Source organism: Acidovorax sp. sif0632, from assembly GCF_019218805.1.
Lineage (GTDB): Bacteria > Pseudomonadota > Gammaproteobacteria > Burkholderiales > Burkholderiaceae_C > Acidovorax > Acidovorax facilis.
Genome location: NZ_JAHUWW010000007.1, coordinates 193,907 through 219,339, shown reverse-complemented (window position 1 = coordinate 219,339; position 25,433 = coordinate 193,907). Strand labels below are relative to the sequence as shown.

20 protein-coding genes are annotated in these 25,433 nt (G+C 65.7%); 9 read left to right on the top strand and 11 right to left on the bottom strand.

The window, feature by feature from the left end; all coding sequences use genetic code 11:
• Positions 1–145 precede the first annotated feature (145 nt).
• From KW832_RS20835 to KW832_RS20820, 4 genes are all read left to right on the top strand, one after another.
• Complete coding sequence (locus KW832_RS20835) at positions 146–1,135, top strand: Bug family tripartite tricarboxylate transporter substrate binding protein (RefSeq protein WP_218301277.1); 990 nt, start codon at positions 146–148, stop codon at positions 1,133–1,135.
• Between the two features lie 273 nt (positions 1,136–1,408).
• A complete protein-coding gene (locus KW832_RS20830) occupies positions 1,409–3,109 on the top strand; it encodes an acyl-CoA dehydrogenase family protein (protein WP_218301278.1) in 1,701 nt (566 codons plus the stop codon).
• Between the two features lie 152 nt (positions 3,110–3,261).
• On the top strand, positions 3,262–4,950 hold the full coding sequence (locus KW832_RS20825; RefSeq protein ID WP_255577878.1) for a tannase/feruloyl esterase family alpha/beta hydrolase: 1,689 nt from the start codon (positions 3,262–3,264) through the stop codon (positions 4,948–4,950).
• A 75-nt stretch (positions 4,951–5,025) separates the two neighbouring features.
• Entirely contained in the window at positions 5,026–6,771 is a 1,746-nt protein-coding gene (locus KW832_RS20820; protein ID WP_218301280.1) for a tannase/feruloyl esterase family alpha/beta hydrolase, read from the top strand.
• 297 nt (positions 6,772–7,068) lie between these two features.
• Here the strand turns inward: KW832_RS20820 and mauJ are convergent, their stop codons facing one another.
• The 4 genes from mauJ to pobA form a co-directional block, all read right to left on the bottom strand.
• Positions 7,069–8,400, bottom strand: a complete 1,332-nt coding sequence (gene mauJ, locus KW832_RS20815) for a methylamine utilization protein MauJ (protein ID WP_218301281.1) — start codon at positions 8,398–8,400, stop codon at positions 7,069–7,071.
• Between the two features lie 565 nt (positions 8,401–8,965).
• Complete coding sequence (locus KW832_RS20810) at positions 8,966–10,285, bottom strand: HipA domain-containing protein (protein WP_218301282.1); 1,320 nt, start codon at positions 10,283–10,285, stop codon at positions 8,966–8,968.
• Positions 10,282–10,641: a helix-turn-helix domain-containing protein gene (locus KW832_RS20805; protein ID WP_218301283.1), complete on the bottom strand. Its 360-nt coding sequence runs from the start codon at positions 10,639–10,641 to the stop codon at positions 10,282–10,284. The genes KW832_RS20810 and KW832_RS20805 overlap by 4 nt, the downstream gene beginning before the upstream one ends.
• A 310-nt stretch (positions 10,642–10,951) precedes the next feature.
• Entirely contained in the window at positions 10,952–12,124 is a 1,173-nt protein-coding gene (gene pobA, locus KW832_RS20800; RefSeq protein ID WP_218301284.1) for a 4-hydroxybenzoate 3-monooxygenase, read from the bottom strand.
• Between the two features lie 103 nt (positions 12,125–12,227).
• On the opposite strand from pobA, the gene KW832_RS20795 reads away from it, so the two are divergent.
• The 3 genes from KW832_RS20795 to KW832_RS20785 all read left to right on the top strand — a co-directional run bounded on the left by KW832_RS20795 (position 12,228) and on the right by KW832_RS20785 (position 14,036).
• Positions 12,228–13,121: a helix-turn-helix domain-containing protein gene (locus tag KW832_RS20795; protein ID WP_121507894.1), complete on the top strand. Its 894-nt coding sequence runs from the start codon at positions 12,228–12,230 to the stop codon at positions 13,119–13,121.
• Positions 13,122–13,214: 93 nt separating this feature from the next.
• Positions 13,215–13,592 carry a VOC family protein gene (locus KW832_RS20790; RefSeq protein WP_121507895.1) on the top strand — a complete coding sequence of 126 codons (378 nt, stop codon included), beginning with the start codon at positions 13,215–13,217 and terminating at the stop codon, positions 13,590–13,592.
• A 15-nt stretch (positions 13,593–13,607) separates the two neighbouring features.
• Entirely contained in the window at positions 13,608–14,036 is a 429-nt protein-coding gene (locus tag KW832_RS20785; RefSeq protein WP_121507896.1) for a VOC family protein, read from the top strand.
• An 8-nt stretch (positions 14,037–14,044) separates the two neighbouring features.
• On the opposite strand, the gene KW832_RS20780 is transcribed toward KW832_RS20785, so the two are convergent.
• Positions 14,045–14,494, bottom strand: a complete 450-nt coding sequence (locus KW832_RS20780; RefSeq protein ID WP_121507897.1) for an Lrp/AsnC family transcriptional regulator — start codon at positions 14,492–14,494, stop codon at positions 14,045–14,047.
• A 101-nt stretch (positions 14,495–14,595) separates the two neighbouring features.
• Between KW832_RS20780 and KW832_RS20775 the strand changes: the two genes are divergently transcribed.
• Positions 14,596–15,216: a LysE family translocator gene (locus tag KW832_RS20775; RefSeq protein ID WP_218301285.1), complete on the top strand. Its 621-nt coding sequence runs from the start codon at positions 14,596–14,598 to the stop codon at positions 15,214–15,216.
• A 101-nt stretch (positions 15,217–15,317) separates the two neighbouring features.
• Positions 15,318–15,860 (top strand): EVE domain-containing protein, encoded by a 543-nt coding sequence (locus tag KW832_RS20770; protein WP_255577877.1) that lies wholly within the window; start codon positions 15,318–15,320, stop codon positions 15,858–15,860.
• A 509-nt stretch (positions 15,861–16,369) separates the two neighbouring features.
• Here KW832_RS20770 and KW832_RS20765 read toward each other — a convergent pair.
• The 6 genes from KW832_RS20765 to KW832_RS20740 all read right to left on the bottom strand — a co-directional run bounded on the left by KW832_RS20765 (position 16,370) and on the right by KW832_RS20740 (position 25,388).
• Positions 16,370–20,125, bottom strand: a complete 3,756-nt coding sequence (locus tag KW832_RS20765) for a molybdopterin cofactor-binding domain-containing protein (protein WP_218301286.1) — start codon at positions 20,123–20,125, stop codon at positions 16,370–16,372.
• The gene (locus KW832_RS20760) at positions 20,122–20,628 is read right to left on the bottom strand and encodes a (2Fe-2S)-binding protein (protein WP_121507900.1); all 507 of its coding nucleotides are present in this window, start codon (positions 20,626–20,628) and stop codon (positions 20,122–20,124) included. Before KW832_RS20760 ends, KW832_RS20765 begins: the two co-directional genes overlap by 4 nt.
• 17 nt (positions 20,629–20,645) lie before the next feature.
• The gene (locus tag KW832_RS20755; RefSeq protein WP_176887866.1) at positions 20,646–21,821 is read right to left on the bottom strand and encodes an ABC transporter substrate-binding protein; all 1,176 of its coding nucleotides are present in this window, start codon (positions 21,819–21,821) and stop codon (positions 20,646–20,648) included.
• Positions 21,822–21,952: 131 nt separating this feature from the next.
• A complete protein-coding gene (locus tag KW832_RS20750) occupies positions 21,953–22,696 on the bottom strand; it encodes an ABC transporter ATP-binding protein (protein WP_218301405.1) in 744 nt (247 codons plus the stop codon).
• A gap of 2 nt (positions 22,697–22,698) precedes the next feature.
• Positions 22,699–23,484: an ABC transporter ATP-binding protein gene (locus KW832_RS20745; RefSeq protein WP_218301287.1), complete on the bottom strand. Its 786-nt coding sequence runs from the start codon at positions 23,482–23,484 to the stop codon at positions 22,699–22,701.
• Positions 23,481–25,388 carry an ABC transporter permease gene (locus KW832_RS20740; RefSeq protein ID WP_218301288.1) on the bottom strand — a complete coding sequence of 636 codons (1,908 nt, stop codon included), beginning with the start codon at positions 25,386–25,388 and terminating at the stop codon, positions 23,481–23,483. The genes KW832_RS20745 and KW832_RS20740 overlap by 4 nt, the downstream gene beginning before the upstream one ends.
• Between the last annotated feature and the right edge of the window lie 45 nt (positions 25,389–25,433).

The window sequence follows — 25,433 nt, the reverse complement described above, 5'->3', positions numbered from 1 at the left end:
GCCAGTTCCACGGTGGCGCTGGCTTATGCAGCGTCCGTTTGGAGCGCCTCAGGAAATGCGTCGCCATTTGCCAGATAACGAGAGGGCGTGAAAAGCCCCGTTCAAATTTTTTGAGTTTTACCCCGTCATACCAGGAGACAACACCATGACCATCACCCGCCGACAACTCGTCCAGGCCTTTGGCGCCAGCGCCGCGCTGGGCGCCCTGCATCCCTTTGCTGCCCACGCCCAGGTAGACCAGGTGAAGGTGTATTTCGGCTTCCCGGCTGGCAGCTCGGGCGACACCGTGGCCCGTCGCGTGGCAGAAAAATGGGGCGGCAGCGCCTTCAGCAAGAACGCTGGCGTGGTGGAGAACAAGCCCGGCGCGGGCGGCCGCATTGCGCTGGAGACGCTGAAGGCAGCGCCCGCCGACGGCTCGGTGCTGGCGCTGGCGCAGGTGTCGGCCATTGCCAACTACCCGCACATCTACAGCAAGATGAACTACACCGACAAGGACTTCGCGCCCGTGTCGATTGCCGCCGTGATGCACCACGGCCTGGCCGTGGGCCCCATGGTGCCCGCCAGCGTGAAGAACGTGAAGGACTTCCTGGCCTGGGCCAAGGCCAACCCCAAGGACGCGAGCTACGGCTCGCCCGGTGCGGGCTCCACGCCCCACTTTTTGGGCGCGCTGCTGGGCATCAACAGCGGCGTGGACCTGCGCCACGTGCCCTACCGTGGCTCCATCCCCGGCGTGACGGACGTGGTGGGCGGCCAGGTGGCTGCCATGGTCACGCCGCACGGTGACTTCATCGCCAACTACAAGGCGGGCAAGCTGCGCATCCTGGCCACCTCGGGCCCCAAGCGCTCCATCTACGTGCCCGACGTGCCCACGTTTGCCGAGCAGGGCTTCCCCGAGCTGACCACCGAAGAATGGTTTGGCTTCTACGCCCCAGCCGCCACGCCCAAGCCCGTGATTGCCGCGGCCAACGCTGCCATCAACGCTGCGCTGAAGGAAAAGTCGGTCATCGACAGCCTGGCCATCGTGGGCCTGATGCCCCACGGCTCCACGCCAGAGGAACAAGCGCGCTGGCAGAAGGCCGAGTACGACACCTGGGGTCCGCTGATCAAGAAGATTGGCTTTACCGCAGATTCTTGAAGGTTGTGAATCCCCCCTGAGCGGCTTCGCCGCTTCCCCCCTTGGGAGGGACGCCACCAGCGCGGCGGGGCGGCCCTTGCGCGGTGGCCCTCGCCTGGGGGCGCGCCGGTATCGACGGGTGGCGGGCGCAACCCCCACACCCACCCGTTCGGGCTGAGCCTGTCGAAGCCAAGGCGCAAGCAGCCACCAGGCTCGTGCCGACGAAATTCAGAAGAAAACGGCCTCCAGCGCTTATCTATCAAGCGCCAATAGCTATCAAATAGTGAGCATTTAATGCAAGCACGCCAAGCCCTTGCCGACATCCAGCATCTGCTGACCCACGTGTTGCAGGCGCCCAGCCGCTGGCAGGCGCTGGCGCCGTTTGCCGACACCGATGGCGAGCTGGCTGCGCAGGTGTTGGACGAGGCCGCCAAGTTTGTGGACAGCGCCATCACCCCGTTGCAGCGCACGGGCGATGAGGAAGGCTGCCGGTTTGATGCGGGCCAGGTGCACACGCCCGCAGGGTTTCGCGATGCCTACCAGGCCTTCTGGCAGGCGGGCTGGCCGTCGCTGTCGTGCGCGCCCGAGGACGGCGGCCAGGGTCTGCCCGCAGTGCTCGAATGTGTGCTGTTTGAATGGCTGGCCGGTGCCAACCACGGCTGGACCATGGCGCCCGGCCTGCTGCACGGCGCGTACGAGTGCATCAAGCACCACGCCAGCGATGCCCTGAAGGCCCAGTACCTGGAAAGGGTCGCCACCGGCGAATGGCTGGCCACCATGTGCCTGACTGAAGCCCACGCTGGCAGCGACCTGGGCCTGGTGCGCACACGCGGTGTGCCGCAGCCCGATGGCAGCGCGCGGGTGAACGGCAGCAAGATTTTTATCTCCGGCGGCGAACACGACCTGACCGACAACATCGTGCATCTGGTGCTGGCGCGCTTGCCCGATGCACCGGCGGGCCCCAAGGGGTTGTCGCTGTTCCTCGTACCGAAAGTGCTCCCAGACGGCAGCCGCAATGCCGTGGTGTGCGAGCGCATCGAAGAAAAGATGGGCCTGCACGGCAGCCCCACCTGCGTGATGCGCTTTGACGACGCCACCGGCTGGCTGGTGGGCGAGCCCAACAAGGGGCTGAACGCCATGTTCGTGATGATGAACGCCGCGCGCCTGCATGTGGGCCTGCAAGGCATTGGCCTGCTGGAAGCCGCATGGCAAAAGGCCAGCGCCTACGCCGCAGAGCGCCGCCAGATGCGCGCCCCCGGCGCCAAGGACACCAGCCTCATTCAAGACCACCCCGCCATCCGCCGCACGCTGCACACCCAGCGCGCCTGGATCGATGGCGGGCGCGTGCTGGCTTACCACACCGCCCTGCAGCTGGACGTGGCCAAGCACAGCACCGACGCGGGCGAACGCGCCGCCGCCCAGCGCTGGTGTGCACTGGTCACGCCCGTGCTCAAGGCCGCGCTCACAGACCAGGGCTTTCACGGCGCCAGCGCGTGCCTGCAGGTGTTTGGCGGCCACGGCTATGTGCGCGAATGGGGCATCGAGCAGATCGTGCGCGACGCGCGCGTGGCGATGATCTACGAGGGCACCAACGAGATCCAGGCCATCGACCTGCTGGTGCGCAAGGTGCTGGCCGATGGCGGCCAGGGCCTGGCAACGCTGCTGACCACACTGCCCGGCACAGCGCCCAGCCCTGCGGCCAGCGCACGCCGCCATGCGCTGGTGGAGATCACACAAACGCTGGCGATAGCTGCCCAGTCCGACGCCGAGCTGCCCTACTGGGTGGCCGACGACTACCTGCGCGCCGTGGCGCTGGTGCTGCTGGACTGGGCCTGGCAGCGCATTGCCGCCGCCAGCAACACGCCGCGCTGGCACGAGCCTGCCAACGCCTTCGCACAGTGGGTGCTGCCTGAGTTTGAGATGCGTGCGGCCATCATCCGCCAACGCATCACCCAGGCGTTCGAATCTTTGCCAAGAAAAGCCGCTACCGCCTGATAGGCAAGCGCCATCAGCTATTGATTCAGTAGCAAGCAGACGCAAGCAGACGATCTCCCGCTTTCCCTCCCACAGCGTGTTGAGGCCGCGCTGCGGGATTCCTTGCGCCTCAAAAAAATGGAGACAACAGCATGAACCGTACGAAAAGAAGAATGCGATTGCACCCTCTCGCACTGTCGGCCCTGCCGGTGGCGCTACTCATGGGTTGCGGCGGGGGGTCGTCGGACGCGGGGTTGCCGCAGCTGAGCGCGGCCACACCGGGCACGCTGGCCACGTGCTCTGACCTGGCCAGCAAGTTCACCCACCCCAACACGCAGATCAGCCTGGCCGAGCCGGTGGCTGCAGGGGCACTGACCCGTGGCGATGCTCCCATGCCCGCACACTGCCTGGTGCGCGGCGAGATGTTTCCCCGCATCAGCCCGCAGGACGGCCAGCGCTATGCCATTGCCTTTGAGATGCGTATGCCGCTGGCCTGGAATGGCCGGTTCTTCTACCAGGCCAACGGCGGCTCTGACGGCGTGCTCTGGCCCGCAATTGGCTCCCAGACCGGGCCGCAGCCCACCGTGGCGCTGCAGCAAGGCTTTGCAGTCATCAGCTCTGACGCCGGCCACGCCGGACAGGGGAACATGACTTTTGGTATCGATGCCCAGGCCCGGCTGGACTACGGCTACCAAGCGGTGGCCAAGCTGACCCCGATGGCAAAGGACCTGATCGCTTCGGCCTACGGCAAAAAACCCGACCGCTCCTACATCGGCGGCTGCTCCAATGCCGGCCGCCACACCTTCGTGGCAATGACCCGGATGCCGGGTGAATACGACGGCTACCTGGCTGGCGCCCCCGGCTACCGCCTGCCGCTGGCGGCCATCGCCAACCAGTTCGGCGCCAAGCAGTACGCGACCATCGCAACCGACCCAGCGGACTTGTCCACCGCTTTTACGAGCACCGAGCGGGCTATGGTCTCTGCCAAGGTGCTTGAAAAGTGCGATGCGCTGGACGGGGCTAAGGACGGCATCGTGCAAGACACTGCGGCCTGCCAGGCCAACTTCGACTTCCAGCGCGACATTCCGTCGTGCTCTGGCGCGCGGGACGGCAGCTGCCTGACGCCCGCCCAGAAGACGGCCATCGCGCCCATCTTCTCGGGCGCGGTGGACAGCAAGGGCAACAAGTTCTACGCGAGCTTCCCCTTCGACACTGGCCACAACGCTGTGGACTCGTCGTTCTGGGAGTTCTTCGTCTCCACCAATATCGACCCCGCGATGACTGCCATGACCTGGGGCTCGCCGCCAGTGTCCCCCACAGGCTTCAGCGCCTCAGCGTTTGCATTGAATACACCCATCGACACCATGCTCACCTCGGTGGCTGCGACCAGCGGCGTGTACACCGAATCGGGCTTGGCATTCATGCAGCCCGTCAACCCTACCAATCTGGCCACGCTCAAGCAACGCGGCGCCAAGATCATGGTCTACCACGGTGTGAGCGACCCGATCTTCTCGGCCAACGACACGGCCAGCTGGTATGAGGGCCTGCGCACAAACAACAGCGGCGACGCATCGAACTTCGCGCGGTACTACCCCGTGCCCGGCATGTCGCATTGCGGCATGGGCCCGGCCACCGACCAGTTCGACATGCTGACCTCGCTGGTCAACTGGGTGGAAAAAGGCCAGGCGCCCGATAGCGTGGTTGCAGGGGTGAGAGCAGCGGGCAATGTGGCCGGCGCCAATCCCGACCTGCCCGCCAGCTGGTCCGCCAACCGCACCCGCCCGCTGTGTGCCTACCCCAAGGTGGCGCGCTACAACGGCACGGGTGATATCGAAAGCGCCAGCAGCTTCAGCTGCAAGTAGTGCCCCGGCCCTGGCCACTGCGGCCAGGGCCTTTTTTTTGACTGCGCCCTTCCCCCGCCCATCTGGAGACATCGCATGCCACACCCCCTCCCGCGCCCCCTCCCCCTGTCGGCCCTGGCCATGGCTCTGGGCACCGCCACGCTGCTGGCAGGCTGCGCCAATGCGCCGCGCACCACACCCCCGCCGCAATTGGGCGCCGCCACACCCGCCACGCTGAAAAACTGCACCACCCTGGCCCAAAGCCTCGCGCTGTCCGACACGCGCATCACCTCGGCAGAGATGGTGGCCGAGGGCCCGATCACTCTGCAGGGCAACACCACACAGGCGCCCGCGCACTGCCTGGTCAAAGGCAAGATGAAAGAGCGCACCGGCCCCGTGGACGGCGCCAGCTACGCCATCGGCTTTGAGATCCGCATGCCCGTCAACTGGAACGGCCGCTTTCTGCACCAGGCCAACGGCGGGCTGGACGGCAGCGTGGTGACCGCACTCGGCGCCGTCAGCGGCGCTGCGCCCGTGGCCCCCGGCCTGGTGCAAGGCTTTGCCGTGCTCAGCTCTGACGCAGGCCACGGCGCACCCACGCCCTTCTTCGGGCTGGACCCACAAGCCCGGCGCGACTACGGCTACCAGGCCGTGGGCACCCTCACCCCCATGGCCAAAGACCTGATCAAGGGCGCCTACGGCAAGGGCCCCGACCGCTCGTACATCGCAGGCTGCTCCAACGGCGGGCGCCACGCCATGGTGGCCGCATCGCGCTATGCCGACCAGTACGACGGCGTGCTGGCGGGCAACCCCGGCTTCAGCCTGCCCAAGGCCGCCACGGCCCAGCTGTGGAAGGCCCAGCAATACGCCAAGGTGGCCACCAAGGACGCGAACGGCCAGCCCGACCTGACCAAGGCCGTGAGCCCCGCCGAGTTCCAGCTCATCGGCCGCAAGATCGTGGAGCGCTGCGACGCGCTGGACGGCGCCACCGACGGCCAGGTGAACGACGTGCAAGCCTGCCAGGCCGCATTCAACCTGCAACGCGACGTGCCCACCTGCACCGCTGCCAACACCGCGCGGGACGGGTCGTGCATCTCTGTCGAGCAAAAGAACGTGCTGGCCAGCATCTTTGCCGGGCCCAAGAACAGCAAGGGCGAAGCCCTGTACACCGGCACCTGGTTCGACCCCGGCGTGGCAGGCAGCAACTTTGCGTTCTGGCACTTCAACGCCCCCACCACGCGCGACGCGGGCGCCGTGGCCTTCTTGTTCACCACACCGCCCTCCACCCTGGACGCCTTCAAGGCCACCACCGGCCTGCAGTACGCAATGAACTTCAGCATGGAGACGGACTACCCCAAGATGTTCGCCACCACACCGGTCTACACCGAGTCATCGTGGTCGTACATGACGCCGCCCAACCCCGCCGACCTGGGCGCCTTGCGCAACCGGGGCGCCAAGATGATGGTCTACCACGGCGTGGCCGACGGCGTGTTCTCGCCCATCGACACCGCGAACTGGATGGACCGCGTGCAGGCGAATCACGGCGGCAAGGCCGACGACTTCGCCCGCCTGTACCTGGTGCCCGGCATGAACCACTGCTCCGGCGGCCCCGCCACCGACCAGTTCGACATGCTGGCCCCGCTGGTGGCCTGGGTGGAGCAGGGCAAGGCGCCTGACAGCGTGACGGCCAAGGCACGCGGTGCGGGAGCCAATGTGGTGAACAACGAGCTGCCTGCCAACTGGTCTGCCAACCGGACACGGCCGTTGTGCGTGTACCCCAAGGTGGCGCGCTACAACGGGACGGGGGATGTGGAGAGTGCGAGCAGTTTTAGCTGCAAGTGATGGGGATTGAAAGTGGGAAGCCCGGCTTGTGCCGGGCTTTTTTTTGCATGAGTGAGTAGACAAAAGCCCTGGTGGCGAGGTCGCAGGCATTCATCGCTTTTCGGGCGGAGCTGCTTGCCGGTGTGAAACTGCCCCGTTTAATCCACAGGCTGGTTGGCGCTGGTTGCCGCCCTCCGAAGCTGGCCGTCGGGTTCACGGCCATGCTCGCTGAGCCGTCATCAGCCCCCCACGCCTTCCGACTCTATTCAAGTCGGTACATCTGAGCGTGCGTGTCCTCTAACGCCCTTGCTACTTCCGTTATCGAAGCGCCTGCGCCTTGCTCTTCCTGAACTGCTCCAGCGCCGCAGCGACCATCTTTTCCGGCGCCTGCGGCATGATGTTCACTGGGACAAAGATTTCGCACGGTACCGGGTCAACGCCTTCGATGCATAACTCGACTTGGCTGTTTGCCACTACGCTGTGGAAATAGCGTGTGTAGTGTTCGACGTCAGCCTCTGTAACTTCGTTGGATTGGTCGGCCACACCACCCTCTTCGACAAGAGTGTGAATCGTGCCGTTCGCGAAATCCGCAGCGAAGCGTAGGAATACAGTCTTCCGGCGGCTGATGGCTAGAAAAGACACCACACCGGGACCGCAAGCTTCCGCAGCCAGTTGCATGTCATACATGCAATCCGGTGTTTCATGCGCCCATAGGCGCACGGACACCTTGTTAACCCGGAGCTGCCCTAAGGCTGCCATGTCCTTGACCACTTCGCCCGCCTGGAGTTTACGAAGAGTTTCCTCTGGCAACAGCCGATGCCATGGCTCCGTTCGGTCCCGCGATTCGTAGAGTTCGGACTCGTCTGGTACCCCCGCCTCAACCTTGATGTACCTTTCGGCCAACCCGGCGATGACATCTAGGTCCTCAGCAATGCGCCGACGGTCTGCTGGAATATCCGGGTCGATGATGGCATCACCCAGACTTGCATGTGCGACTGCACAGCGGCCGGACTTGTACAAGTGCATGCTGACGTTGATGCCCTGCCCCTTCAAGTCCTCCACCCGCTTTGCTGCGAGACCCTCAAGCAGCTCAAGATTAGCTCCAATCCAGGCCTTACGGTCCTCGGAGGTGAACTGCGACTCCACCACCTTGAAAAAGCTTAGGAACGAATAGGGCTCGTGCACGTATCGCAGGCGTCTGCCTTCTCGCATGAATGCCAAAGCCTTGCGAGTCTGGTCGTCCCCAATAACGGGCATGTAGTTGCAGCTGAAGAACTTCGTCCCATCGAGCATGGTCGTGAAGGTATCTCGAGAGCCATAAAGCACCGGGCCGGATCCCCAGACCGATCCGGTCACATCGACATATCCGCCCTTGAACCATCCGAGCACCGAGGCGAACAGGTAGCAGCGCGTTTTCGCTACATCGACGTCATCCCGGGGACAAGGCGTTGAGATGCAGGGTGCTTGTCTTTCCTCGCCCGCCCTTGAGCCTCGTAGCACATACTCATCCCCCCCATACAGCACCCAGACATCTTGCTGAGGCCAGGGAATCGAAGACGCCACACCCACTGTCAGCCAGCCCTGTCTCGACCAGAGCTTTGCTTGAGCCGCTTCGTCGTAAAGGTGGGGAATGTATGGTGTCCTGATCATGCAAGCCAACATCATGCGGTTATCTCACTATGGGAGGTAGGCGACCGAATCACAGCGCTGGGAACACTGCAACGATAGCCTAGACACAGCGACGCCTGAGGTTTTAGTGATATCGCACGTTGAGGGATCAGCACAGCAAAAGCCATCGCGAGGAATCAGCCGCCTACTCCGATGCGCCCGGAGTGCGTTCAGTCGGTACTGGTGATCTGCTAACTTCGTTCTTCGCCTTCTTCCCTTGGTCGTAATGCCACTTGATGGCAAAGAACATGCCGGTGCCAAACACGGCCACCTTGAAAACAATGAAGACTATCGGTACCCAATCCATCTTGGAGATTTTCCTGGCTGTTGATTGGCACTATCTGCCGTGAAGCACTCTGCCTCAAAACGCTGCGTCAGCAGCTTCATCGTGTTCAAGCCATCGTCGAACCGGACGCCGACACCACTGGGCAAATGATCTGAAAACTTGGTGTGATGCTATCGAGCCTGCCGCCTTGGCGTAAGCATCAGTTCTGCTTAAATTTCCCGTAGCAGATGGAGATCGCTTTGTAGGGCGACTGCCTGGGGATCAGCGCACCAGGTCGAGCATGTCCTTGATGACCACATGCCGAATGGCCCTCAGCAGGTGCGCTTCCGCGCCACGTGTGGCCCCCGACGCTTGCCCCATCTGCGGCGAGTTGACATGCTCGGCCTCCATGGCCTGGATCACGCTGTCTGCGGCCTGGGCGAGCTTGCCCGCCATGGCATCAATCTCCCGCTCAGCGGTTTTCTTACCCAGCTTGAGGGCGACCCCTGTTTCAATCAGCCTGAGGCGGGTCACGTTGCTGAAGAAATGGGCGCCCACGATGGGCATGGCCAGCTTCTCGTGAGGCCACACGGCTTGCTCGTTGGCCATGGATTTGGTGTGGTACACGGCCGTGCACAGCAGGTCGTAGAAGGGCGCAACGCGCGTACCCTCGTCGTCGATCAAGAACGAAATGTTTTTGAGATGGCAGTCGGAGTTGCCAACGAGCGTGTTGAACAAGATCCAGCGAAACACGTCCAGGCGCGCAGCTGCCCTGTTGCGGCACAGCTCAATGAGCTGCAGCAGCTTGTCGAAGGTGGCGCTGCGGTACTTGGCATAGGCCATCTCGTTGAGGGACTGGCAGCCATCGAGCGTGTGAACACGCTGCACCGCCCCGCCGGGCGCCGTTGTCTTGCGGTCGAAGCGCTCAATGATGTAGACCGGCTCGGGGACGTACAGGCGCCACACCTTCGGCACCTTGAGCCCCAAGGCGCCTGCCAGGCGCATCGTGAAAAGCTCGTTCGCCACGGAATGCGGGAATCCATCGGCGGTGGAGTTGGGCTTGAGGATGTGGGTGGATGGGCTGCCTTTCAGGGGCTCCATCAATTGGCCGGTGCCCGGGTCAAAAACCACCACCATCTTGTGCTGCGCCCCGGCCAGCGACATGCGCTTGGGGGCCTGGTGGGTGAGGGATGCCCTTGGCAAATTGCGGATGCGTGCAGACAACGCCTCGCGCGTCAGCTCCGCTGCCCCCTGGGGTGCATCCGGGGCTCCCTGCAGCTGCAACACCAGGGCACCTGCCGACTCCGACCCCAGCCGCGCCAGCAAGCCGAATGCATCGGCAGCCTCAATGCCCTCTTCTTTGCCGATGACCTCCCGCAGCCGTTCTTCGGGCAACAGGTTGTCGAAAAACCATTGAACCGGCCGCAGCGTGGCGCCGTCCAGCAAAAGCTCGGGGGCGAGGGGGAGTGCCGGAGAGAGCGCGAAGGGCCTGGGCTGCTGCAGCCAGCTCTCGGCGTACTGAAATCCCCACACGTTGTTCTGATCGAACAGCGAGCCGACCAGCTGACCGTTGATCTGGACTTGCAACTGCCGCTGGCTCATGGGTTGCCGCCCTCTTCTTCGCTCTTACGCTTGATTGCGGCACGCATCAGTTCCTGCGACTGCTGAGCCTGTTGTTCAAAGGCGGTCTTCTTGGCGGCGAGTCGTGCGGCGTCGCTTTGCAATCTCTCAAAGGCTTCGTCCGGGATCTCCAGTTCCATGCGGATCCCCAGCTCGGCCAGCACCTGCAGCGCGCGGCCCATCTGCACCGTCTCTTTGCCGTGCTCCAGGTCGCGCAAGTAAACGTGGCTGACACCCACGCTGCCAGCCACATCGTCTTGGCGCACACCACCGGCTTTGCGCACAGCGCGCACCACTTGGCCAAAGGCCGCAACGCTCTGAATGGAGATTCTTTTCATAAATCGAAGCTTTGGTTTCGATTTTATGCTGCAAAGGGGTGTGAAGACAAGAAAACGAAAAGATCGTTGAGATTACACAGCGATGACGAAGTGCAAAGTCGGAATCGAAACTATCGTTTCTATCCCGCGCAGGCTTCCACTGGGTCGCCTGGTGAGGAAGGTGCGCCGGTTGAACGATCCGCGCACGCGAAAAAAGGCTTGCAAGGGTGAACCCCAATGCAAGCCTTTAACTGGTTGTTGTGCCTTCTATGAGGCGCCCAGCAGCGCCGTCATCTCGGCAAGCAGCGCACCCATGCGCGCTACCGGATGCTCAAAACGGCAACCCCACATAGTTCTCCGCCAGCGACCCCAGCGCCTTCTCCGACGAGAACAGATACGCCAGGTCCGTGTCCTGCAGCTTCTGGTCGTACGCGATGGAATCCGGGAAGGTGTGCAGCATGGTCGTCATCCACCATGAGAAGCGCTGGGCCTTCCACACGCGGGCCAGAGCTTTCTCGGAGTATTTTTCGAGGCCGGTGCTGTCGCCATCCTTGTAGTGCGCGACCATGGCGTGGTACAGGTAGTAGATGTCGGATGCGGCGCTGTTCAGGCCCCGTGCACCCGTGGGCGGCACGATGTGGGCGGCGTCGCCGGCCAGGAACAGGTTGCCGTAGCGCATGGGCTCGGCCACGAAGGAGCGCAGGGGGGCGATGGACTTTTCGATGGATGCGCCGGTGATGAGCTTGGCGGCCACTTCGGCGGGCAGGCGGCGCTTGAGCTCGGCCCAGAAGGCTTCGTCGGACCAGTCTTCCACCGTGTCGGTCAGCGGCACCTGGATGTAGTAGCGGCTCAGCACCTGCGAGCGCAGCGAGCACAGCGCAAAGCCGCGTTCGTGCTTGGCGTAGATCAGCTCGGGCGAGACGGGCTTGGTGCGCGAGAGCACGCCCAGCCAGCCGAAGGGGTAGACCTTTTCGTATTCCTTGAGCACGTCGCGCGGGATGGACTTGCGGCTCACGCCGTGGAAGCCGTCGGCGCCGATGACGAAGTCGCAGTCGATGCGCACCACCTCGTCGCCGCTGCGGTAGGTCACATACGGGTTGGCGCTTTTGAGGTCGTGCGGTTGCACGTCTTCGGCGTTGTGGATGACGATGCCCTTCATGCGGTCGCGCGCTTCGTACAGGTCGCGCGTCAGCTCGGTCTGGCCGTACACCACCACCGAGCTGCCGCCGCTGTACTTGTGCAAATCGACCCGGTCCATCTTGCCGTCGTGGGCAATGATGAAGCCGTCGTGGATCTCGCCTTCCTTGTCCATGCGCTCGCCGCACTGGGCCTCGCGCATCAGCGCGGCAAAGCCGTGCTCCAGCACGCCGGCGCGGATGCGGCCGAGCACGTATTCGCGGCTTTGGCGCTCCAGCACGATGGTGTCGATGCCCTTGAGGTGCAAGAGCTGCGAGAGCATGAGGCCCGAGGGGCCTCCGCCGATGATGCAAACCTGGGTTTTCATGGTGTCTCCTGGTGTGGTTGGTGCGTTCATGACATGGGTCAAACGGACCACCCAAAGATACGTGGCACAGTCGCCGCGTTGAATGGACGGATGGAGCCAGAACATGCACTTTTCGAACATGGCCGAGAACCACAGCAGCATTCAGTCGTACAGCCTGTTCGGCGAGTCGCAGCACCTGCCCGACGTGCTGCACTGCGAGACGATTGCCGCGCGATCGGTGCTGCACGACTGGGAGCTGGCGCCGCACCGGCACACGCGGCTGCACCAGGTGTTGCTGATCGAATCGGGCGGCGGCGTGGCGCATCTGGATGGCGAGCAGCACGCGCTGGCCGCTGGTGCGCTCATCAACGTGCCGCCGGGCCATGTGCACGCGTTTCGGTTCACGCAGCACACGCAGGGCTGGGTGGCCACGCTGGCCGATGAATTGATGGACGAAATTTTTGTGCGCGTGGGCGATGTGCGGCGTGACCTGGCGCGGCCCGCCGTGGTCACCGCCAGCCCACCCATCAGCCAGGCCATGGGGCAGATCTGGCAGGAGTTCTCGGGCCGCGCCAAGGCGCGTGCGCTGGTGCTGCGGGGCCTGAGCGCCACGCTGCTGGGCTGGGTGGCACGGGCCATTGAAGACCACAGCCCCGACGACACCGCTGCACCAGAGTCCAGTCTGGTGCAGCGGCTGGAGGCGCTGATTGAGGCGCATTTTCTGGAGCACTGGCAGGTGGCGGACTATGCGCGCGCGCTGGCCGTGTCGCCCACGCACCTCAGCCGCGTGTCGCGGGCCACCACGGGCGTATCGGCCCAGCGGCTGATTGAGGCGCGCCTGATGCGCGAGGCACGGCGCAACCTGGCCTACACCCACCTGGGCGTGGCCACCATTGCCTACACGCTGGGCTATGCCGACCCGGCGTACTTCACCCGCGCCTTCACGCGCGATGCGGGCTTGTCGCCGCGCAGCTTTCGCGCACAGGTGGCAGCATCGAGCCCGGGCCGCATCACGTGAGCCCGGTGACACGCTGCTGACACTGCGCTGTCAGCAGGCCGCCGCGACCATCAAGGCTTCTTTTTTGAGTTTGCACACACAAGGAGCCTTTGCATGAAAAACGCCATCGCTTGGTTTGAAATCCCCACCACCCAACTCGACCGCGCCCAGACTTTTTATGAAGCCGTGCTGGGCCAGACCCTGCGCCGCGAGAACATGGGGCCCAGCGAAGGTGCTGTGTTTCCCTACGACGGCGCAGCAGACGGCGTGGGCGGCGCGTTGATGATGGGCGCGACGGCACCGCAGGTATCGGGCAGCGGCACACTGGTGTACCTGGATGCTTCGCCCTCGCTCGACGCCGCACTGGAGCGCGCCGTAGCCCAGGGCGGCCAGGTCGCCCTGCCCCGCCAGGCATTGCCACCGGGCATGGGGTTTTTTGCGCACATCCATGACCTGGATGGCAACCGCGTGGGTTTGCACGCACTTTCTTGAAGAAGGGACAACCGCATGGAAACACAGGAACTGCACCGGGGCCGGCTGATTGACCACATCCAGCTCGTTGTGCGCGATCTGGCGGCCAGCCAGGCGTTTTACACAGCCGCGCTGGGGGCGCTGAAGGTGCCGATGGGTGGCGCGGACGAGGGCTATTTCTGGGCGGACGAGCTGTTTGTGTCGTCAGCCGACAGCCCTGCCGCGCAAGGCCACCTCACCGGCCGCACGCACCTGGCCTTTCAGGCGCAGGACCGGGCAATGGTGGATGCCTTCTACCAAGCCGCGCTGGCCCACGGCGGCACCGACAACGGCGCACCGGGCGAACGCCCCTACCACCCCGGCTACTACGCCGCCTTTGTGCTGGACCCGGATGGCAACAACATCGAAGCGGTGTTCCATGGCGACGCGCAGCGCAGTGCGGCGTCGGTGAAGATCACGTTCTGAGGGGTGGATCAGCCCGCCTCCGGGCGGGCCAGGCCGCGCAGCGGGATGGGCGTGGAGAACACGATGGACGTGCGTGTTTCGCCATAGCCGTTGATGTCGCCCAGAAAGCGCTCCAGATCGGGCAGGTCGCGCGCCACGACCTGCATCACATACGAGTCGTTGCCGCTGACATGGTGGCATTCGAGCACCTGGGGCGACTTGAGCAGCTTGTCGATCAGCGCCTTCTTGCCGGGCTGCGGCACGTTGATGCCCACCACGGCGCGCACGCCGTAGCCGACCTTGGCGGGGTCGATGTCGGCATGCACGCCGCGCACCACGCCCGCCTCTTGCAGGCGGCGCAGGCGCTCGAGCGTGGCGGGCACCGACAGGCCCACGGCCTCGGCCAGTTCCTTGAGCGAGGCGCGGCCATCGGCCTGCAGCGCGCTGATCAGGCGCCAGGCTTTGTCATCCACTTCCATAAAAGCCTTTATCAATGGGCACAGAAAAAAACGAAACCCAATTCTGGATTCGCCGAATTTTCTGCATTCTCCACCGCCCGCCGCCGACCTAGCATTGCTGCATGGACTTGACCTCAATCACCGTGTTTCTGCAAGCCGCCGTCATCGGCGTGCTCATCGCGGCCCCTGTGGGCCCCATTGGCCTTTTGACCATGCAACGCACCCTGGAGCGGGGCCTGGCGGCCGGGCTGGCCACCGGCCTGGGCGCGGCTGCGGCCGATGCGGTGTATGGCGCCGTGGGCGCCTTCAGCGTGCGCTGGCTCATCGATGGGCTGACGCAGGCCAAGACGCCGCTGGCGCTGGGGGGCGGCGCACTGCTGCTGGTGCTGGCCTGGCGCACCTGGCACGCGCCGGTGGCCCACACCGCCGCCCCGGCCCGCGATGCGCGGGGGCTGCTGGGCCTGGCTGCCGGCACGTTTGCATTGACGCTGGCCAACCCGGCCACCATCGTGTCGTTCATTGCGGTGTTTGGCTCGCTGGGGGCAGGTCGGCCCAGCCTGCCGTCGCCGCTGTGGATGGTGGCGGGCGTGCTGGTGGGTTCTGCCGCCTGGTGGCTGCTGCTGACCGGCGCGATTTCCTACCAACGGCAGCGCTTCACGCCGGCCTGGCGCCAGCGCATCAACCGGGCCTCGGCCCTGCTGCTGGGCGGGTTTGCGTTGTGGCAGTGGGGGCAGTTGGTCTGAGGCTTGTACGGTGCTGACAGGGATGCTGCAAAGGTACTGACACTGCGGTGTCAGCAGCACGCCCGCACCATCGGTGGCTTCTTTGACCCGGAGCTTTTCTCATGACCGACGCCGTGCTGCAACACCCTCTCTGGCCGGATGCCGAGCCTGCGCGCAGCGACATGCCTGTGTCGGCAGCTGCCTCTGCGGCCACCACGCGCCGCAACTGGATTGCCGTGGCCTGCGCCCAGCACGCCCGCCGGGGCTGTGCCACGCCAGGCGCGGGCTACATGCAGGTGTGCCATGGCAAGGTGGCGCCGCTGCAGCGCATACGCCCCGGCGACCGCGTGGCGTATTACGCGCCGACGGTGACCTTGGGGGGCAAGGACCGCCTGCAGGCGTTTGTCTCGATTGGCATCGTGCAGCCGGGCGCGCCGTATGCGTTTGATATGGGCGGTGGGTTTGTGCCGTCGCGGCGGGACGTGGCCTATGTGCCTGCACGCGAGGCGGCGATTGCGCCGCTGCTGGACGCGCTGGAGTTTGTGGACGACCGCCAGCGCTGGGGCAGCAAGTTCCGCTTTGGGTTGTTTGTCGTGAGCGACCGCGACATGCGCCTCATTGCACAAGCGATGGAGGCAGATGCTGCCTTGCTGCATTGGGCATAGCGGCACGCCAACGGACGGCAAACACTGACCGCCCTCTAGAAGGTGCGACGTGGGGCTGGCAGCTGCCGACGCAGCCCCTCAACACACGGCCATCAACGCATCCACAACCCTTCGTTGGGCCGCGCTCAGTGCGGCATAGCCTTCGCGCATCATGCGCAGCACGATCACGTGGATTTCCATTTCGGCATTGGGCATGGTGTTCTCCTTGGAGGAAGTCTTCTTCGGCCACCGAGCAGGTGGGCCGAGGGATCACGGTGCATGTTGCAGGCCCGCAGACCCACCAGCACCCTGGCCTGCCCCACCATGGACCAGGCCCCATGCCACTGTGCCAACGTGGCACGGGGGCAATGCGGTGATGTGAGGGGAAATGGCGGCGCTGTTCATGTCCCACGGGGCCATCGATGGCCCACAGGCGCGGCAGTGCCAGGCCACCTTCAGCTTCAATCATTCCTGTTTTTATAGCTATCAGCGCTTATCCATCAAGCGCTAGCGGCCAAAAACACTAAAAATCAAGGATGCGCAGGCCCTGCCCGCACACGCGCCAGCGCCTCGGGCACGTCACGCCACGCCGGGCGTCCGGGGGCGTAGCGCTGGCGCATGTAGCCCGCCAGCTCGGTGATCTGCGCATCGCTGAGCGCGTGGCCGAAGCCGGGCATGAAGCCGATGTCCCGCGCGGCGGGCTCGCGGATGCCGTGCACGATGACCTGCAGCAGGTTGTCGGGCCGGTCGCTGTGCAGGTTGCTGTTGAGCGCCAGGGGCACATTCACGCCCAGCAGGCGAGGGCCGTCGCCGTCATGGTGGCAGGCGGCGCAGGCGCCGTCGAACAGGCGCTGGGCCTGGCCGGGTTGCGGCGCCAGCGCAGCGGCCTGGGCCACGGCGGTTTGGGCGCGCTGCTGCGGGTCAGGCACAGGCAGGGTGGCTGGCTGGGTAGCCGCTTCCGTCGCGGTGAACGAGGCCAGGTAGCCCGCCATGGCGCGGATGTCGTCGTCGGGCAAATGCGCCAGCTCGCGCACCACGGGTGCCATGGGGCCGGAGGCGCTGCCGTGCTGCGGGCTGTGGCCGTGGCGCAGGTAGCCGTACAGCGCATCGGCCGTCCAGGGCACGGGCGCCTTCGACAGGCCGGTGAGCGCAGGTGCCTCCCAGCCATCAATCATGGCCCCGGAGAGGAACGCAGCCCCGCCCAGCTCGGCCCCCAGCGCATTGCGCGGCGTGTGGCAGGCGCCGCAGTGGCCCACGCCCTGCACCAGATAGGCGCCCCGGTTCCATTCGGGGGGCTGTGTCGGGTCCGGCTTGAAAGGCGTGGCGTCGTGGAACAGCGCGTTCCAGCCCGCCATGAGGGGGCGCACGCTGAAGGGGAAGGCCAGCGCAGTCTTCGGCACCTCGGCCCGCACGGCAGGCTGCGCCATGAGGTAGGCGTACAGCGCGGTCAGGTCGTCGTCGCTCATCTTGGCGAACGAGGTGTAGGGGAACGCGGGGTACAGGTGTTTGCCGCCCTGCGAGATGCCTTCGCGCATGGCGCGCTGGAAGGCGCTGAAGGACCACTGGCCGATGCCCGTCTCAGGGTCGGGCGTGAGGTTGGTGGTGTAGACCTTGCCGAACGGGGTGTCCATGGCGCGGCCCCCCGTGTTGGGCATGCCACCGGGGGCGGTGTGGCACACCACGCAGTCGCCCGCAGCAGCCAGCAGGCGGCCGCGCTCGATGGTGGCGGCGTTGTAAACCGACGCGCCCGCCGTCTGCACCACGGGTGCGATGGAGGGGCGCCAGCCCAGCAGCGCTGCGCCCATGGCGATGCCACCGGCGACGAGAGCGAGCGCGCGGGCCCAGGGGCTGCGCTGTGTGGGCCATGTGGCGCTGGCGGGCACGGTGGGTGCGGGCAGTTCCAGCGTGGGCAGCACTTCGGCTTGTTCCGCAGGCGGGCTTCCGCTGGAGGCGGCCTCGCCCGCACCACCGGGCAGAGGACTAAGCCCCGCGCGCACCACTTCCGGCGTGAAGGGCGGCGCGCGAAAGCGCACGCCCGTGGCGTCAAAAATCGCGTTGGCAATCGCTGCCGTGCCCGGCACGGAGGACGACTCGCCCGAGCCCAGCGGCGCCTCGTCCTGCCGGGGCATGTGCATGACCTCGATGACCGGCACCTCGCGGAAGCTCAGGATGGGGTAACTGCCCCATTCGCGGTTGTCCACGGCCTGCTTGACGGGCTCGAACCTCACCTGCTCCTTGAGCGCGCGGCTGGTGGTCTGCAGCACGTTGCCGTGCACCTGCTGCTCCACACCGGCGGGGTTCACCATCAGGCCCGCGTCGTGCCCCACGACCACGCGGCGCACATGCACCTCGCCGGTCCTTTTGTTGACCTCCACATCGGCCACCCAGGCTGCCCAGGCGGCGCCAAAGCCGGGCCATTTGCTGTGGATGTAGCGGGCATAGGCAAAGCCCTGGCCCTGCACCCAGTCACCATCCAAGGGGCGCTGCTGCGGGCCGGTGCGGCGAATCCAGCCCGCCTTTTCGGCCGTGGCCTGCACCAGCTCGGCGGCGCGCGGGTCGTTCAGCAGCTGCAGGCGAAACTGCACCGGGTCCACACCCGCAGCAGTAGCCAGTTCGTCCACATACGACTCGTGCGCAAACGAGTTGGGCAGGGCCGACACGCCGCGCAGCCAGGACGCGCGCACGATGGGCGGCATGTCGTTGACGGCCACGCGCAGGTTGTCGTACTGGTAGGGCGGGCGCGCGGTGCGGTCGCCCATCTCGTAGGCCTGGGCCACGGGCTCGATGGTGCGGGTGAGCAGCAGGGCCAGCGTGGGCGCGCCGTTGGAGGGGTAGGACGTTTCGAAGTCGTACGCCGCCACGGTGCCATCGGCCTTGAGCCCGCCGCGCACCTGCATGAGCTGGGCCGTGCCCTTGGGCTCCCACAAATGCTCCTGCTCGCGCGTGAGCTGCACGCGCACCGGGGCGCCCACGGCGCGCGAGAGCAGCGCGGCATCGGCCGCCACATCGTCGGCACCGTTGCGGCCGTAGCAGCCTGCGGCCTCCATGCGGATGAGGTCGATGTCCACATCGGCCAGGCCCACCAGGCGGGCCAGGTCGGCGCGCAGCACATGAGGGTTCTGCGTGCCAGCCCACACCGTCATTCGCGGGCGGCCCGTGCTGTCATCACTGCGCCATTCGGCCACCGCGCACGATGGGCCGATGGAGCCATGCATCTGGTACGGCCACACATAGGTGCGCGGCATGGGCTGGCCGTCGGCAGACAGCGCGGCCAGGGCGCCCTCCACATCGCCCTCGTCCACCAGGCGGCGCTGGGTGGCGGGGTTGGCGCGGATGGCTTGTTCCAGCGCCTCGGCACTGTCCTGGCGCGGAAAGCCGGGCCAGTCCTTCCAGCGCACTTTCAAATCGCGCAGCGCCTGCTCGGCCTGTTCCTCGCGTTCGGCGACGATGCCCACGAAGTCGCGGATCACCACCACGGCGCGGATGCCGGGGACGTGCGCGATGGACTGCTGGTCCACCGATTCGAGCGTGTTGCCGATGAAGTCGCCATGGTCCGCCCCCGCATACGGCGGGCGCACCACGCGGCCGTGCAGCATGCCGGGCACGCGCATGTCGTGCACAAACACCAGCTCGCCGCTGACCTTGGCGGGGATGTCCACGCGCTGCACGGACTGGCCGACCACGGTGTAATCGGCGGCGGCCTTGGTGGTCGTGGCATCCACCAGCTCCAGCGTGGTGTGTGCGCCCACCAGCAGCGCGCCGTAGGCCACTTGGCGCGACGGGTCTGCAGTGACCTGCACGATCCCCGCACGCACCTGCAATTGATCCACCGACACGCCCAATCGCTCTGCGGCCTGGGCCACCAGCCAGTGGCGCGCCTGCGCGGCAGCGGTGCGCAGGGGCTTGGCGTGGATCTGGATGGAGGCACTGGCGATGGTGGCGCCCTGGTTGGGCGCGCGGGTGGTGTCGCCCAGCACCATGTTCACCTGGGCCAGCGGCACGTCCAGTTCTTCGGCCACGATCTGCGCGAGGGCGGTGCGGATGCCGGTGCCCAGGTCCACATGGCCGTTGAGTGCGGTCACGCTGCCGTCGTCCCACACGGCGATCAGTATCTCCACGCCCTCGGCCGGGTTGCCCGCCACGAGCGCGGGCTGGCCCTTGACGGGTGGTGGCGCGGGCGGTGGGTTGCGCACCACCAGCAGCACGCCCTGGGCAGCATGGAAGTCGGCGCGGGTGAGCGGGCTGTGGGCGCGCAGGGGCGCGGCGTTGTCAGGTGTGGCGCTCATGCCTGGGCCTCGCGCATCAGCTGGGCCGCGCGCAGCACGGCGCGGATGATTTCGACATGTGTGCCGCAGCGGCACAGGTTGCCCGACAGCTCGCGGCGCACGGCGGCTTCGTCGGGGTCTGGGTCGCGCTCCAGCAAGGCCACGGCCATCATCACCATGCCGTTCAGGCAGTAGCCGCACTGCGCGGCCTGCTCGTCCACAAAGGCTTGCTGCACCGGGTGAAGTCCTTCGGTGCGGCTGCAGCGCCCGGGCAGCCCTTCCAGCGTGGTCACCTCGCGGCCCGCCACGCCCTGCGCCGGAATCACGCAGGCCCGCGCGGCAATGCCATCCACCAGCACCGTACATGCACCACACTGCCCCAGGCCGCAGCCGTACTTGGGGCCGTTGAGCGACAGGTCGTTGCGCAGCACGTGCAGCAGCGTGGCGTGGGTGGAGGTATTTGCTGGCAAGGCACAAGGCTGGCCGTTGACGACCATGGTGTGAAGCGAAGCGGGCGCGTGCATGTCTCTTTGGGGTGCCCTCAGCGCCGCAGACTGCCGGTGCGCGTGTACATCTCCAGATCCACAAAGTTGGAGCCGTTGTGGTTGCCCGGGCCGTACTGCAGCGGAAAGTCACCGATCTTGGTGGTGCCCATGTCTTCCATGGCCTTGATGAAGCCTTCGCGCGTGAGCGCTTTGCCCGCGCGCTTGAGACCCTCCACAAACACGCGGGCGGCAATGTAGCCCTCCAGCATGGTGTAGCTGTCGATCTTCTCGCCCGCGTCGACGCGGTCCTTGCGGTAGTCCGCCACGATGGGCAGGCGGCTGGCCTGCGGCGAGGGCACGATGCTGGCCGTGACCAGCCCTTCGATGCCGCCGTTCAAGCGCTGCGCAGAGCCCGGCGCATCGGTGATGCCCACCGATATCGTGTACAGCGGCGAGGCGCCGCCCCCGGCACGGTAGTCGCGCAGGAACACCTCCACCATCTTGCCCGCCATGATCATCACCACCGCACCAGGCTGCGCCTTGGTGAGCGAGGCCACCTGGGCCTTGGCGTCGGTGGCGGCGATCTCCATGGGCACGGACTCCACCACCTTGACCTTGAGCCCCTGTGCAATCTGCAGGCAGGTGTCGAGGTTGGATTTGCCAAATGCGCTGTTCTGGTAGATGACCGCAATGTTGTGGATGCCCAGCGTGGCCAGGTGCCCCACGATCTTGCGCAGCTCGGCCTCGTAGCTGGCACGCACGTGGAACAGGTAGCGGTTGTGGTTGGTGCGAAACGATGTGGTGCCGACCAGCGGGGCAAACATGGGCACACCGGCCTTCTCGGCAATGGGCATGGCAGCGATCAGGTTGCCCGTGGCGACATAGCCGATGAGAGCAAACACCTTGTCTTCGTCGATGAGGCGCGTGGTGTTTTCTGCGGTCTTCTTGGGGTCGTAGGCGTCGTCATGGGAGACGAGCTCCAGCGTGCGCCCCAACACTCCACCGGTCTTGTTGACCTTGTCGAAGTAGAGCGCAATGCCCGCCTTGTAGTCCACCCCAAAATCCTTGGCAGGGCCGGTGAACACGGCCGACTGCCCCACCTTGATGCGGGTGTCCGTCACTCCGGTCTCGGCAGCGGCCGGCCCCGCCCAGGCCCATCCCGCTGTTGCCACCAGCCCCGCCATGGCAGTCCGGCGGTCGATGCATCCATCCTCCACTCCTCGACACTTCATGTAGTGCTCCTTACATCAAAGGCGCCAGTTTCGGGGCTTGTGCTCGCATCGCGCAAGTGTTTGAAGAGGTGTTTTTTGTAACCAACAGCACCCGTGTGCGGCGCACCACATCGCACTGCTGCGCAGGTGCATCACACGCTCAGGTAAGCGCGCCGCACCTCTTCGTTGGCGGCCAGCTCTTCCATGCTGGCCTGGTAGCGGATCTGGCCCTTTTCGAGCACGTAGGCGCGGTCGGACACCAGTTCGGCAAAGTGCATGTTCTGCTCGGACAGCAGAATGCTCACGCCCTGCTCCTTCAGCTCCAGGATCATGTGCGCCATCTGCTCCACGATCACGGGGGCCACGCCTTCGGAGGGCTCATCCAGCAGCACCAGATAGGGGTTGCCCATGAGCGTGCGCGCCACGGTGAGCATCTGCTGCTCGCCACCACTCATGCGGCCGCCGGGGCGCTGGGGCATCTCACCCAGGTTGGGGAAGAGCTTGAACAGGCGCTCGGGCGTCCACACCGGGGCGGCGGTGCCGTCGGGCCAGGTGCGGGCGGGCTGGCGGCCTACCTCCAGGTTCTCCATCACCGTGAGGTCGGTGAACACGCGGCGGTCTTCGGGCACAAAGCCCAGGCCCAGGCGCGCGGCGTCGTGCGGGTCGCTTTTGGAGATGTCCTTGCCCATGAACTGGATCTGGCCCTTGCGTTTGGACAGCATGCCCATCAGCGTCTTGAGCGTGGTGGACTTGCCTGCGCCGTTGCGGCCCATGAGGGCCACGACTTCGCCCCGGCGCACGTCCAGGTCCACGTCATACAGGATTTGCGCCGCACCATACCAGGCCTGCAGCCCTTTGGCCTGCAGCAGCAGCTCTTTGGGTTCGTTGGTCGTCATGCTCATGCGGCCTCTGCAGCAGCGGCTGCCGTTTTTTTCTCGAAGGTCTTGCCGGTGCCGAAGTACACCTCCTGCACCTTGGGGTGGTCACGCAGCTCCAGCGGCTTGCCCTCGGCAATGAGGCGCCCGCGCGCCAGCACGATCATGCGGTCGGCATAGGCAAACACCACGTCCATGCTGTGCTCGGTGAAGAGCACGGCCATGTTGCGGTCGATCACCAGTTGCTTGGTAAGCGCCATGAGTTCGTTGCGCTCCTTGGGCGCCATGCCGGCGGTGGGCTCGTCCATGAGCAGCAGCTTGGGGCTGTTGGCCATCGCGATGGCCAGCTCCACGCGCTTCACATCGCCATAGGCCAGCACGCTGCAGGGGCGGTCGGCCTGCGACTTCATACCCACCTGGTCCAGCAGCGCCAGGGCCTCGTCGCGCTTGTGGTCTGCCGCCTTGCGCCACATCGCAAACAGGCGGTTGTCGCTGGAGATCAGTGCCATCTGCACGTTCTCCACCACCGTGAGCGATGCAAAGGTTTCAGCGATCTGAAAAGTGCGACCCACACCCATGCGCCAGATGTCGCGCGGCTTGCGGCCCACCAGCTCCTGGCCATTGAGCTGGATGGAGCCTGCATCGGCAGGCAGCTGGCCGTTGACCATGTTGAAGGTGGTGGACTTGCCCGCGCCGTTGGGGCCGATCAGCGCCAGCAGCTCGCCGGCAGCCAGCTCGAAGTGGATGCCATCCACCGCCTTGACGCCGCCAAAGGACTTGCCCAGGCCAGAGACTTTGAGCAGGCTCATGCCGTGCCCTCCTTGATGTTCTTGGCTTCGCGCTTGTTGTCGAAGATCTGCTTGATGGCCCCCGCAATACCCTGCGGGAACAGCAGCACCAGGATCAGGATGATGGCGCCCAGCATGGCGCGCCAGTAGTCGGTGTTGCGCGCCACGGTGTCGTGCAGCCAGGTGAAGGTGACGGCGCCCACTACAGGGCCCGCCAGCGTCTGGATGCCGCCGAGCAGCACCATGACGAGGCCATCGACCGAGCGGCCCACATGCAGCGTCTCGGGCGAGATGCTGCCTTTGGAGAACGCGAACAGCGCGCCGCCCAGGCCCGCAAACAGCCCTGCGATCACGAAAGCCGTCCACTGCATGCGCTTGACGTCAATGCCGATCGCATCGGCACGGAGCACGGAATCCCGCCCGGCCCGCAGCGCGTAACCAAACGGCGAGAACAATACGCGGCGCAACAGCAGCACACCACCCACCACCAGGGCCAGCGTGAGGTAGTAGTAGTTGCGCTTGTCTGACAGCCACTCGGCAGGCCATACGCCCGTGAGGCCATTGCTGCCGCCCGTGAAGCCGTCCCACTGGTAGCAGATGGCCCAGGTGATCTGGGCAAACGCCAGCGTCAGCATGGCCAGGTAGACGCCCGACAGACGCACGCAGAACCAGCCATAGAGCAGCGCGCCCGCCGCCGCCGCCAACGGCGCCAGCACCAGCGCCAGCTCCATGGGGATACCCGCCGAGCGCACCAGCAGCGCTGCGGCATAGGCGCCCAGGCCAAAGTACGCAGCGTGGCCGAACGAATGCATGCCCGCCGGGCCCATGATGAAGTGCAGGCTGGCCGCAAACAGCGCGGCAATCAGCAGGTCGATCATCAGCACCGTGAGGTATGGCGAGCCCGTCGTCAGCAACGGCAACAGCACCAGCGCAACCACAAACGCCGCGCCACCGAGCTTGAACCAGCGCTCGGGCTGGCGCAGAGGCGCCTCGGGCAGGCCGGTGTTGCGGCTCACGCCCTGCGGCTTGCCCATGAGGCCCCAGGGGCGCCAGACCAGCACCACGGCCATCACCAGAAACTCCACCACCAGCGTGAGCTTGGAGAACGACACGCTGAAACCGAAGATGTCCACCACGCCCAGCCAGATGCAGATGGCCTTGATTTCGGCGATCAACAGGGCCGCGACATAGGCGCCCGGAATGGAGCCCATGCCCCCCACCACGACCACCACAAACGCTGCGCCGATGGTGTTGAGGTCCATCTCCAGCGTGGCGGGTTCGCGCGGCAACTGCAACGCACCGCCCAGGCCCGCCAGCAGCGCGCCCAGAGCAAACACCGCCGTGAACAGCCAGGCCTGGTTCACGCCCAGGGCGCTGACCATTTCGCGGTCTTGCGTAGCAGCGCGCACCAGCGTGCCCCAGCGTGTGCGGGTGAGCAGCAGCCACAACAGGCCCAGCACCACCGGGCCCACGACGATCAGAAACAGGTCATACGAAGGGAACTGCCGCCCCAGGATGTTGACCGAGCCCGACAGCCCCGGCGCGCGCGGGCCCAGCAGTTCTTCTGGCCCCCAGAACCACAGCGCAGCGTCCTTGATGACCAGCACCAGTGCAAACGTGGCCAGCAGCTGGAACAGCTCGGGCGCCTTGTAGATGCGGCGCAGCAGCACCACCTCCACCAAAGCGCCCAGCGCCCCCACCACCACCGCCGCCAGCAGCAGCGCGGGCCAGAAGCCCAGGCCGGTGCCCAGCTTGGCCACCAGCGAATAGGCCACATAGATGCCGACCATGAAGAACGAGCCATGCGCAAAGTTGACGATGCGCGTGACACCGAAGATCAGCGACAGCCCGGCGCCCACCAGGAACAGCGAGGAGGCCCCCGCCAGTCCGTTGAGCAGCTGAACGATAAAACTCGAAAAACTCATTCCACATCCTTCGGGGTCACGGCAAGGTCCATCCCTGCAGGTCGG